The organism is Bacillus pretiosus (assembly GCF_051294775.1).
Lineage (GTDB): Bacteria > Bacillota > Bacilli > Bacillales > Bacillaceae_G > Bacillus_A > Bacillus_A wiedmannii.
This window is the reverse complement of the sequence record NZ_JBPPHF010000003.1, coordinates 329,106-341,134: the sequence shown is the minus strand read 5'-3', so window position 1 is coordinate 341,134 and position 12,029 is coordinate 329,106. Positions and strand designations below refer to the sequence as shown.

Here is a 12,029-nt window from a genome sequence, read left to right as displayed (position 1 = left end):
CGTAACACAATCATCCTTATCCCCCGAATCAATATCTACTGATAAAATATATTATGTTATTGTACTGCTTCCGCGCGGCTTACCGCTTCATCTGGAACCCAGCCCTTATCTGCTCCAACTGAAATATTTTCTTGAATTAAACTATTAACATACTTCGCACCCCAATAATTTTTTTAAGCAGCACATTTTTTAGTAGTTTCATATTTTCATTTGTTTGCTCTTTATAAGTTTTAAAATTAACATCGTATGTATCAGCTGCTTCTATATGAATATACGCAACACAATCCCTCCATTGATAATAATTATCAATGAAGTGTAAAAAATATCATTTCCTACACAAATATGCCTTTCGCTCATTTTTAAACAGTAAATAATGCGCCGTGTGAACTTTTCTTTCCAAATAATCAATAGAATACGAGCTTGATGGATCCACTAAATCACCTATCGCACCTGAAAGATGATCAATGACTTGCTGCAAAATTTCTAAGTTTTTCTTTTCACTTTCAGCGTTCATTTCATCCATAATGTCACAAATAAGATATTGTACTCGCCGCAAACGCACTTCCTTTTGCTCCACGTATATCTCCTCCTTATTAGTCATATTACGGTTTAAATATATGGGACTATAGCTTAACCAATTCTAAAAAATACAAAGGCAACCACCTTCATAAAGATGGTTGCCCCCCATTTTTAAACTTGCATCGCTTTCTCTTTTAACGCTCTTCTTAACAATTTACCTGTCGTATTCTTTGGTAATTCTGTTAAAAACTCGATACTCTTTGGTACTTTATATTTTGCTAAATGTAATGTGCAATAATGCATAAGTTCCTCTTCTGTTACGTTAGCTTGTTTCAAAACGACGTATGCTCGTACTGCTTCTCCTAAGTTTTCATCAGGAACGCCAATTACGACAACTTCTGCTACAGATTCGTGTGTATACAATACTTCCTCTACTTCACGAGGGTATACGTTATAACCGCCAACTAAGACGATATCTTTTTTACGATCAACGATATAGAAGTAACCTTCTTCATCCATTTTCGCTAAGTCACCTGTATACAGCCAACCATCTTTCAATGTCGCTGCTGTATCTTCTGGCGCGTTATAGTATCCTTTCATAACGTTAGGCCCGCGAACAATTAATTCACCGACTGCACCGACAGGTACTTCTTCCCCAAGTTCGTTCACAATTTTATTTTCTACATGCCAAATATTTGTACCGATCGACCCAGGTTTACTCGGACGATCTAGCGGGTTAAAACAAGTAACTGGTGATGCTTCTGATAAACCGTATCCTTCTGAAACGATTACGTCAAAACGTTTTTCAAAGTTTTGCAGAAGAGCAACTGGCATTGACGCACCACCTGAAATACAAAGACGAAGCGTCTTTACATCTTCTGCGCTTGCTTCTTCGAATAAATATAAATAATTGTACATCGTCGGTACACCAGCAAAAATCGTTGGCTCGTACGTGCGACAAATACGGAATACTTCTTTCGGACTAAATTTCGGTAACATTAAAATAGTTGCTCCGTTCACAATCGGTGCATTTACCGCCACTGTTAAGCAAAATACATGGAACATTGGCAAAGCCGCAACGACGCGATCATCCGCAGTATATTGTAAATACGACGCTACATCGCTCGCATTACTATATAAGTTTTTATGTGTTAACATCGCACCTTTCGGTTTTCCAGTTGTACCTGAAGTGTATAGAATAACCGCTACATCTTCTTCATCTAATTCTGGGCCTTCAAAAGTTAAATCTCCAGCCCCTACCATTCTCGTAAACGTTTTCATTTTTTCGGTTTCTGTATAGTTAAAATCTGATGAGGTTTCGCATATGATGATATTTTCAAGTGAAGGAAGTCTTGTTGTAAGAGATTGTATAACAGGTAGAAGGACGTCGAGTACGATGATTGTTTTTACATCTCCATTTTGTAAAATATAATGCATTTCGTCTGCTGTATAAATTGGATTAACTGGAATAACAGTTGCTCCAGCTTTCATTGTTCCGTATAAACCGACCAAAAAATGTGGTGAATTTCCAACAACTAATGCGACATTGTCCCCTTTTCCAATGCCCATTTCTGCTAAATTGCTAGAAAACCTTGTGACCATTTTGTTTAATTGGTCATATGAGACCGACTGATCCATAAATATATAAGCCGGTTTATCCCCCTTCTTTTTCGCCGTTTCAGCCAAAGATTGAACGAGATTCACACAAACCCCACCTTTATAAAATTTAGAATATTTAAAAATTCTAAATTAATTATATTAAAAGAAAATTAAAGTAGCAAGTGATATTCCATTAACTGCATATACAAGGATCACCTCCTGTTGATTCACTTTAGAAAAATAAGGGAATTCTATTCGCCTACACATTATGAAACTAAGGCTAAAATCATTTCAGGATAATATGCACTCATCTTTTTACTAAGTTTTTCTAGTTCCTTTTTATTCAAGCTCGTATGCTCCCCATACAAGTTGATTGCATCCGCTCCGTGTTCATGAAAAAACAATGTTACATATAATGTCGGTAACCCGGTATTGGCCTCATCTATTGACAAGACAAGATCTGGCGTTTTATTCATCGTACTAAAAGCTTCATTTCTTTTCCATTTCTTATTTTGAAACATAGTTTGTATATCAGCTATCTTTCGTTTATTATCCGTATTCGTAAAGTATATAACATTATCCTTCCCTGGCTTTCCAATCGATAAAAGTGTGCGACTTGAGGAAGTTTCATCGTTACAAGCTATCATTCCGATGACGAAGCTGAGCAGTAATGCAACGTACATTAGCCTTCTCATTTCAATCCGCCTCCTTTTGAATATATATATTCCTTTATGAGAGGCAAATGTCCTGTGATTTTATGATGAGTGAAATTATATCGGTGATTTTTAAAATATATCGACTTACCGATAAAACGTGACAATCTACGCAAAAATAAAGAGGCTGCCCGTTACGGCAGCCTCCCTTATTTTTAGAAGAATAAATGTAAGAAATCTTCTGTTGTAATATTACCGAAGTAGCGTTTGATATCTACATCTTCTAAAGCTACAGTGAATGCATCTTTATCAAATTGTACGCCTGTTAGACGCTCTTCAATGTCATGCACATCTAGTGAACCGAAGAAGTCACCGTAAATTTTACATTCTGTTACTGTTCCTTTTTTCACTTCAAGACGAACGTCAACTTGTCCAACTGGGAAGCGGTGTGAATGTTGTAAGTTGAACTTCGGAGATTTTCCGTAGTTCCAATCCCAATTTTGGTAACGTTCTTCAGAAAGCTTATGGATTTCTTTCCAATCATTTTCTGTTAATTCATACGTCGGAATTTCTGTTTCCCCTTCGAAAATTGTTTCTAGAAGAAGTTGTCTAAACTCTTCTGTCGTCATTTTTTCATTTAAGAATTCTGTAATGTTCGCAACGCGGCTACGGATTGATTTGATTCCTTTTGATTGAATCTTATCCATTTTTACTTTTAACGCTGATACGACGTGATCGATTTCAGAGTCAAATAGTAACGTACCGTGACTGAACATACGACCTTTCGTTGAGAACTGCGCGTTACCTGAAATTTTTCTGCCTTCAGCTAAAATGTCGTTACGACCACTTAGTTCTGCATTTACACCTAATTTACCAAGCGCTTTCGTTACAGGTTCTGTAAATTTTTTGAAGTTGCTGAAACTGTCGCCATCATCTTTCGTAATAAAGCTGAAGTTTAAGTTTCCTAAATCGTGATATACTGCACCTCCGCCTGATAGACGACGAACGACATGAATTCCTTGTTCTTTTACGTAATCTGCATTAATTTCTTCTACTGTGTTTTGGTTTTTACCAATGATAATGGAAGGTTCGTTAATGTAGAACAGTAAATATGTTTCGTTAATATCTAAATTCTTCACACAATATTCTTCAATTGCTAAGTTTATTCTAGGATCTGTAATCCCTTTATTATCAATAAATAACATCGTATCACCTCATGAGTTCCAAATGTAACCACTATGCGCTAGCGTAATATGGCCACTGAAAATTTGTTTTGCTTCTGTTACTAAATCAGATGTGTTGCCTGTATGCGGTAAATGCGTTAATAAAAGTTCTTTTACATTCGCATCTTTCGCAATACTTGCTACTTCTGTACTATTCATATGCCCTGCTTTTGCAGCCTCTTGATGTGCATACATATTACACTCACAAATGAAAAGATTAGCATCTTTTGTGAATGGAATGAATTCAGGAATATAACTTGAATCAGCGCTATATACTACAGCGTCACTACCAGCTGTAATACGCATCGCAAAGCATGTAACAGGATGAACAGTTTTTAAGAATGAAATCGAGAACGGTCCAATTTGAAGTGTTTCTTCTGGATTGTACGCGATTCCTTTCGTATGTGGTTCATGCGTTAAAGAATGGAATCCATTCTCGTCAAACGTATGACCGTATATTGGTAATTCCGGTAGTTGTCCCTTTGTCGCACTTGTAATTAATCTCGCATATTGCAATACCCCAATGTCTGCAACATGATCGTGATGATAGTGTGACAGTACAACTGCATCTATATCAGATGGTGTTATATATTTTTGAAGCTGTGCTAGTACACCACTACCACAGTCTACAAGTAAACGAAAACCATCGTGTTCAAACAAATACCCCGACGTTGCTTCTCCCGCTTCTGGAAAGCCGCCCCAAAAGCCGACAACAGTCATTTTCATATGTATCCATCCTTTCTAAAACCGAGTAGGAATGCATGTTTTACTTACATTCTACATTGTTAACTATAATCCATTTCCTAAACTTTTTCATTAATTTTCAACTTTGTTATAAAACAGTTGTTGACTTTTGTTTTTTGTACTAATACAATAATAGTAAGAAATGGAAATGGAGGGATTGACATGATCGATCAACCAATGGAGTTTTTCAGAAATTTACCGACGAAAACTTGTGCACATTGCGGGAAAGAAATTGATGAGCAGCACGAAGCATACCATAACAAATGTGATGACTGCGTTCACGAAGAATAGTAGTTTATGAACATAAAAAACCTAGCAGACATAGTCTACTAGGCTAATAACATCGTATCCTTCTTCATCGTCGAACCTTTCACCAAGAGCTCCAGTTCAAACTCATACAATTCTTTTTTCCGATAATTTTTCGTATGGATTTTATCCATCATCAGGTCAACAACTTTTCGGGCCATCTCATCGATTGGCTGTTCAATTGTCGTAATACCTGGCTCTGTAATCTGTGATAAAATTTGATTATCAAAACCGATAACAGCGAGATCATCTGGAATGCTCCAGTCATGGCGTTTCGCCTCTGAAATAATTCCAGCTGCTACTTCATCGCCTCCTGCCAAAATCGCGGTAGGATTTTTTTTGTCCTTTAATACTTCATGGAATATTCTCTTTCCATCATCCCAAGAGAAAGCGTTTTCAAGAAAATCGATCGCTTCTACTTGGCGGCTCTTCTCAGTTATTGCACGTAAAAAGCCCATTTTTCGCTGCTGGCTAACCACTTTGGTTTCGTTACCACGACAAAAAATAAGATTACGATATCCTTGTTCTAACACATGCTTAGCAGCTATGTATGCTCCTTGCGCATGATCAAACTTCACTGTTGGAACATTTGCTTCCTCAATATATTCATTACATAACACGATTGGACCGTGCTGTAAGTATGGCTCTACATCTTCCCACGGATTTTCTAGTGAACATAGAATAATCCCATCTACTTGTTTCGTAGATAATAATTGTAAATACTCCATCTCTTTTTCCGGTAAATATCTTGTTTGACAAATAATCAGTTTATATTTATGTTCAGAAGCAGCAATCTCGATTGCTTCAATAAATCTACTGAAGAAAGGATTTGTAATCCTTGGAACTAGCACCGCAATTGTTTCCGTCTTTTGTTTACGAAGCCTTCTCGCCGCAGAATTAGGAACGAAACCTAAATGCTTCATTGCTAATTGAACCCTTTTTTTCTTCTCATCTGAAACATATGGATGATTATTAATCACCCTAGAAACCGTTGTCCTTGATAACCCCGCTAATTTCGCCACGTCCTCTATAGTCGACACGAAATCCTCCCCCTTTGCATGAAAACGTTTTCTTAAACTGATTATATAGTATATTATTGGAAACTGCAATATTGGTTGATATGATTTTACTATATTAATATTATACATAGGGAAAAGTCTGTTAATAGGAGGAGAGTTTATACTACTTTTAGAAGTTTATAGTAGGCATATTTATAAAAGATACAGGGGGATATTTCATGAATCGGACGGATCGTTTATTAGCTATATTAATTGAATTACAAAGAAAGCAAACTGTTACAGCACAAAGCTTAGCTGAAAAATTTGAGACAAGTATAAGAACGATTTATAGAGATATGGATGCACTTAGTGAATCTGGCGTCCCACTTTTCGCCATGCCCGGTCACGGCTATTCATTAATGGATGGTTATTTCTTACCACCCATTCAACTTACGTCTGAAGAGGCTGTTACTCTTTTATTAGGCGGTGATTATATCGAGAAAACTTTCACTTCTTCTTTCTCTGTACATGCAAAATCGGCAAAAGAGAAACTCGAGGTTGTCCTCCCTACTGATCAACAAAAGAAAGCCCGAGAGTTACGAGGGACTTTCCGTTTCCTTTCTCCTATATTTTCACACAAGCAATCTGAACAAGAAAAACTTGAAAAACAACTTATCCTGTTGCAAGAATCTATCCAAAAAGAACAGGCTATCTCTTTTTCTTATCGTAAACCAAGAGAAACTACAAAAATAAAACGGACCGTTCATCCTTACGGCTTAGTCAATATTTCAGGAATTTGGTACGTCGTTGCCCATTGTTTACTTCGAAAACAAATACGTAATTTCCGCTTAAATCGAATGGAGGAATTACAGCGAGAACAAGAATTCTTTACAAAACCCGAAGACTTTTCTTTGCAAGAATATCAGCCTGAAAGCAACCGTACTGTGATGATTCATTTATTATTCCCAGCCCATATTGCACATAAAATTATTGAATCACGATACTTCTTTATAGATTCATACGAGCATAGAGAAAATGGTTTTCACGTCTTTTTGAAATCAAGAAACATAGACGAAGTATTTCAATGGGTATTAAGCTGGGGAAGCCAAGTGCAAGTACTTGAACCAAACGTTCTATCTGAGAAAATCCGTGATGAAGCAAAGAAAATGTTAAAACTTTAATTGTTGCATTTCACTACTGACATAATGTTGTCAGCATTAGCTCTTTATAGTAGGTAGTAACAAATACATTTTCATAAAAAGGAGTTAGTGATATGAAGAAATTTGAAGAGTTAGCAACGTACTACATAGAGGAATTAGAAAAGTACTCTATAGAACAATTTAGGATGAAGCCTTCTAATGAGGAATGGTCTCTCGGTCAAATGTATAATCACTTAATTTCAGCTACACGCATGCAGTTAGATGCAATCGTGAAATGCAGAACTGAAGTGCCTTCTGTAACTAACAAGAAAACGGATATGGGAGAAAAGGTATATATGATGGGAGCTTTCCCAGACATAAAAATCAAATTACCAGATTATCCTGGATATACGCCTGAAAACCCAGCTAATAAAGAAGACGTACAGAAACAGCTTCTAGAATTAATTACAATTGTAAAAAAAATAGAGCCAACACTTCCTTCTATTCCAAATGATTGTAAAGTACAGCACCCTGGGCTTGGTTACTTACATGCAGCAGAATGGTTCCAGCTTATTTCTATGCATTTTGCACATCATCTGCGCCAGAAAGACAGACTGGAGACAAAAGTTTTAGTATAAAAAATGCTAAAAGGTGGTTTGATCTATATCCAAACCACCTTTATATTTCTACTTCCCATATATCTTTACGGTTTAGATATTTCCTGCATAAATCCAGCCATACTCGCTAATAAACTAGTGAAAACGAAAAGGACAATAATAAGAGGAATAAGTTTCTCCTTATGTAAATTTGTTATCGTTTTCAAACCGATGCCTAATAAAATGTAATACCAAATATTAAATATATCTATTCTTTGAGCGATTGTATGCAAAACCATGTTATCCGTTGCTATTGCCCCTAGACTCGTATAAGATATCTCATATCCATTTAGAGACAATGCAATGAATCCGTTTAAAATCATCCCTAATCGTAATACAAACGAAGCATAAATAATGATAGGAAATGTTTCTTTATAGGTAATATCAACCCCGAAAAAAATCATAATGTTTTTATAGAATATAGGCGCAAAAAATAAGGCTATGATTCCACTGATTACGGAAACCCCAAATGTAGTAAAGAAAGTTATATATTTCGGTACCGTAAATCCCGTTTTATCATGAAACATACTAAGCGCAGGATTGTTTAAAGTATTCCATGACATGAAAGCACTTGAAATTATAATTAGTACTATTAAAAGTACAAGTGGTAAAAGTATATTTCTTTGATTCTTCATCCTTTTAAATTGCACTGTTGGCGAAGTGAATATCCCTAAAATTGATGGTTTTCCCGAAATCTCTTCACTTATAAGACTACTAGCTTGCAAGAAAATTCCCCTTCCTCATTACATTTATAACTCCTCCCACTTCGTCCACACTTCTCTCCCATTTATATGGTACATATTATCCTCTCGATCCATAAATCCGTGCACAATAAACTCACGTCTACTCGTACAGAAATCATCATAATATTGTTTTATAAATGTATTAATTTCTTTTTCCGTATATTGATTTTCAGCGTTTAACTTGCTAATTAAATACTCTAACAATACTAGTTTTTTCTTCTTTTGACCTGGAATCGATTTTAGGCGGTCCTCTTTATCGAAAAAGTTACGAATGGTTGTATCACGAAATTTCATTTCACTTTCAGTCATTTTGTTGTCCTCCATCGGTTTTTATGCCATGAAACTTTATTATTTGTCCTTACTATTCTTCATTCTTTCACTTACAACATCCATAAGGTAATACCCGCTAATTAGCACATAGTAAACTAAAAGTATTCCTAGTGCATCTTTCATATTTATATATTTTTCTTTACGAAACAAGATAGGTGAAAGGGCGTAAACAAGAAAGATGATTAGCGGATTTAAGATAAAATAATAAGTAAGATTTCCTTTCATCATATCAACTCCTCTATTCTAGTTTTCTCTGTAAATTGTTGTAAATCCTTTTCTTTCGTCTCTATAGCTTTTAAAAAGGTTTATATATAAACTACAGAAAAGATACCCTACATTAAAATAAAAAAGCACCGAAAAGGTGCTTTTTTCTATGCTTCAATCGATTGGTTTTCCGCAATATTTCTAAATTGTCGTTTGTGCATCCAAGTTAAGGATGCAATTGTTCCAAGTGATAATACAACGATGAAAATCATGAGTACTCCTATGTTTTGCCACATGAAGTTAAAGTCTCCACTTGATACGACTGCTTTCAATCCGGATACAGAGTATGTCATCGGTAACCAAGCATTGAATGGCTGTAAAAACTTCGGAATCAATTCTAGTGGGAATGTTCCAGCACTTGTTGTAAGCTGAATAATTAATGTGATGATGGCGATGAAACGACCTGCATCACCGAATGCTGTTACTAAACATTGAATTAATGCGATAAACGCTAAACTTGTAACGATGCTAAAGAGTATGAAATACGGAATACTTTGTACTTCTACACCTAATCCGAATAGTAATATAATATCTGCTACTACCGCTTGAATAATACCAACTGATAGTAACACGCCGAACTTACTAATAAACCAACTAAATCCTGATTTAGGAACACCAACTGTATCACGTAATGGATATACGATTGATAAGAGTAATGCTCCAACAAATAAACCGAGTGATAAGAAATACGGTGTAAATCCAGTTCCGTAGTTAGGAACTTCCGCCATTTTCTCCGTCTTCACTTTTACAGGACTTGCAAACATATCGTACGTTTTATCGGTTCCTTTTACTTCACCAGTTTTCTCTGCTCCTTCACCAAGTTTCTCAGCAAGTTCACCGGAACCATCGTTTACTTTTACGAGGCCATCTGTTACTTTTCCTGATCCGTCTGCTAGTTTATTTACTCCGTCGATTAGCTGGGTTGAGCCTGTTGACAATGTACTTAATCCTGTTGTCACTTGGCCAGAGCCATTTGCTAATTGCGTTATTCCGCCTGACATTTGACCTGCTCCTGCAGATAATGTATCTAAACCGCCTGTTACTTGGCTTGAACCATCCGCTAATTTCGTTACGCCTACAGATAATTGACCTAAACCGCCTGTTACTTGGCTTGAGCCATCTGCTAATTGATTTACACCACCTGCCATTTGGTTTGCTCCTACAGATAATGTACCTAAGCCTTCTGTTACCTTTCCAGATCCATCAAACAATTGATTTACACCATCAATTAATTGCCCTGATCCGTTTTTTAATCGATCTACACCTACTTTAGCATTACCTAATCCTTCACCTAATCCATGAAACTTACTTACAAATTCGTTTTGTGCATTTGTTAATTTTTTAATACCACTCGTTAAATTTCCTACATCTTCCGGATTCGGCATTTTGCTTTGCATCCCACTTGTCTTTTCACCGATTTCACCTTTTAATTGTTTTACTTCTTCATTTAATTTATTTGTTCCACCTGCTACTCCGGCAGCTTTTTGCTGAACTGTCGTTGTACTTTTTACGGCACTTGTTATGAATGGTTGTAACTGCTCTTGATATTCTTTTGGTAAACTTTCAATTTGCTTTTGTAAATTCGCTACATCTTGTGCTGCAGTTTTTGCATCTCCTGCTGTTGATTGCGTAAATTCATTTAACTGATTTACATTCGCCCCAGCACCATCTATTTTCTCATTTACTGTATTCAATATAGCAGGAACTTTCAACTGCATTTCCTCTAATCCTGCAACAGAGTTTTGTACTTTATTATTTAACTCTTGCAAACCCTTTTGAATCTCTTGAGAACCTTTCTCTAATTGACTTTGCCCTCCCGCAAGTTTTTCCATACCATTTGATAGTTCAGTTGTTCCTGTTTTTAATTCGCCTGTTTTACTTATCAATATGCTCAAACCGTTTGTTACTTTCTCAGATCCATCATGCAATTCACTAATTCCTTTTTTCATTTCATCGGTTTTACTATTTAACGTATTTAAACCGTTTGTTACTTTTCCGGAGCCATCTACTAATTTCCCAATACCCGCATTGCTATTTAATACATGTAAACCATCTGTTACTTTTCCGGAGCCATCTACTAATTTTCCGATACCTATTTGCATCTCACCTGTTTTGCTATTTAACGTATTTAAACCTACTGTTACTTTCCCAGATCCATCAAATAGCTTCCCTACCCCATCCTTCATCTCTCCAGACTTCCCTTGAAGTGTATGAAGGCCATCTGTCACTTTACTTGAACCATCATGCAGCTCACTTGATCCGTCGTGTAGTTTACTTGCTCCTTCCGCCCCATCTGCTAATCCTTTTGAGACGTCTTGAATAGAATCAAACATTTTCTCTGCATATGTTTTTGTTAACGTACTTGATACTTCACCTTTAATTTTTTCAATGGCTGTTCCGCCAATTTGTGAAGATAAGAAGTTTAAGCTTTCGTTTGGAATGTATTCTAAGTTTAATGGTTTTGGATCATCTTTTAATAACGTTGTAGCGTTACTTGAGAAGTCATTTGGAATGCGTACTAGCATGTAATACTTTCTACCTTCCATTCCTTTTTTCGCTTCTTTTTCACTTACAAATTCCCATTTGAAACTTGTATTATCTTTTAAGTTATCAACGAGCCCTTTTCCAACCTCAATTGGTTTCCCATCAAATACTGCACCTTTATCTAAATTGACTACCGCCACTGGCAAATCATCTAACTGTTTATACGGATCCCAAAAGGCCCATAAAAACATACCTGCATATAAAATTGGCACGAATAAAACCGCGATAATTGGAATTAATATTTTGTTACTTTTTATAATTTCAGTAAACTCTTTACGAAGTAACTGATTCCATTTCATCATTTCTCCCCC

Annotated in this window: 14 protein-coding genes; 3 read left to right on the top strand and 11 right to left on the bottom strand. The window is 36.1% G+C overall.

What is annotated here, in order from left to right:
* Positions 1-56: 56 nt before the first annotated feature.
* The 6 genes from ACSG5Z_RS18270 to ACSG5Z_RS18245 form a co-directional block, all read right to left on the bottom strand.
* Positions 57-125, bottom strand: coding sequence for a hypothetical protein (locus tag ACSG5Z_RS18270; RefSeq protein WP_404841060.1), 69 nt, complete (start codon positions 123-125; stop codon positions 57-59).
* Between the two features lie 200 nt (positions 126-325).
* A complete protein-coding gene (locus ACSG5Z_RS18265) occupies positions 326-577 on the bottom strand; it encodes a hypothetical protein (protein WP_435711925.1) in 252 nt (83 codons plus the stop codon).
* Positions 578-690: 113 nt separating this feature from the next.
* The gene (locus ACSG5Z_RS18260) at positions 691-2,223 is read right to left on the bottom strand and encodes a fatty acid--CoA ligase family protein (protein ID WP_435711924.1); all 1,533 of its coding nucleotides are present in this window, start codon (positions 2,221-2,223) and stop codon (positions 691-693) included.
* 161 nt (positions 2,224-2,384) lie between these two features.
* A complete protein-coding gene (locus tag ACSG5Z_RS18255; RefSeq protein ID WP_435711923.1) occupies positions 2,385-2,813 on the bottom strand; it encodes a hypothetical protein in 429 nt (142 codons plus the stop codon).
* Positions 2,814-2,986: 173 nt separating this feature from the next.
* The gene (gene lplA, locus ACSG5Z_RS18250) at positions 2,987-3,976 is read right to left on the bottom strand and encodes a lipoate--protein ligase (protein ID WP_097908043.1); all 990 of its coding nucleotides are present in this window, start codon (positions 3,974-3,976) and stop codon (positions 2,987-2,989) included.
* Between the two features lie 9 nt (positions 3,977-3,985).
* Positions 3,986-4,720: an MBL fold metallo-hydrolase gene (locus ACSG5Z_RS18245; RefSeq protein ID WP_088608395.1), complete on the bottom strand. Its 735-nt coding sequence runs from the start codon at positions 4,718-4,720 to the stop codon at positions 3,986-3,988.
* Positions 4,721-4,900: 180 nt separating this feature from the next.
* On the opposite strand from ACSG5Z_RS18245, the gene yhfH reads away from it, so the two are divergent.
* The gene (gene yhfH / locus ACSG5Z_RS18240) at positions 4,901-5,029 is read left to right on the top strand and encodes a protein YhfH (protein WP_000567010.1); all 129 of its coding nucleotides are present in this window, start codon (positions 4,901-4,903) and stop codon (positions 5,027-5,029) included.
* Positions 5,030-5,067: 38 nt separating this feature from the next.
* Here yhfH and ACSG5Z_RS18235 read toward each other — a convergent pair whose 3' ends face one another.
* Positions 5,068-6,084, bottom strand: coding sequence for a LacI family DNA-binding transcriptional regulator (locus tag ACSG5Z_RS18235; RefSeq protein ID WP_088062396.1), 1,017 nt, complete (start codon positions 6,082-6,084; stop codon positions 5,068-5,070).
* A 197-nt stretch (positions 6,085-6,281) separates the two neighbouring features.
* Here ACSG5Z_RS18235 and ACSG5Z_RS18230 point away from each other — a divergent pair, with 197 nt between their 5' ends.
* Positions 6,282-7,223, top strand: coding sequence for a helix-turn-helix transcriptional regulator (locus tag ACSG5Z_RS18230; protein ID WP_435711920.1), 942 nt, complete (start codon positions 6,282-6,284; stop codon positions 7,221-7,223).
* A gap of 92 nt (positions 7,224-7,315) precedes the next feature.
* A complete protein-coding gene (locus ACSG5Z_RS18225; RefSeq protein ID WP_435711919.1) occupies positions 7,316-7,819 on the top strand; it encodes a DinB family protein in 504 nt (167 codons plus the stop codon).
* A gap of 65 nt (positions 7,820-7,884) precedes the next feature.
* Here the strand turns inward: ACSG5Z_RS18225 and yknW are convergent, their stop codons facing one another.
* The 4 genes from yknW to ACSG5Z_RS18205 all read right to left on the bottom strand — a co-directional run bounded on the left by yknW (position 7,885) and on the right by ACSG5Z_RS18205 (position 12,017).
* Positions 7,885-8,562 (bottom strand): YknW family membrane protein, encoded by a 678-nt coding sequence (yknW, locus tag ACSG5Z_RS18220; protein WP_223697179.1) that lies wholly within the window; start codon positions 8,560-8,562, stop codon positions 7,885-7,887.
* Positions 8,563-8,586: 24 nt separating this feature from the next.
* Entirely contained in the window at positions 8,587-8,889 is a 303-nt protein-coding gene (locus ACSG5Z_RS18215; protein ID WP_435711918.1) for a DUF2087 domain-containing protein, read from the bottom strand.
* Between the two features lie 39 nt (positions 8,890-8,928).
* Positions 8,929-9,135 (bottom strand): hypothetical protein, encoded by a 207-nt coding sequence (locus ACSG5Z_RS18210; protein WP_435711917.1) that lies wholly within the window; start codon positions 9,133-9,135, stop codon positions 8,929-8,931.
* A 146-nt stretch (positions 9,136-9,281) separates the two neighbouring features.
* The gene (locus tag ACSG5Z_RS18205; RefSeq protein WP_435711916.1) at positions 9,282-12,017 is read right to left on the bottom strand and encodes a YhgE/Pip family protein; all 2,736 of its coding nucleotides are present in this window, start codon (positions 12,015-12,017) and stop codon (positions 9,282-9,284) included.
* Positions 12,018-12,029 lie beyond the last annotated feature (12 nt).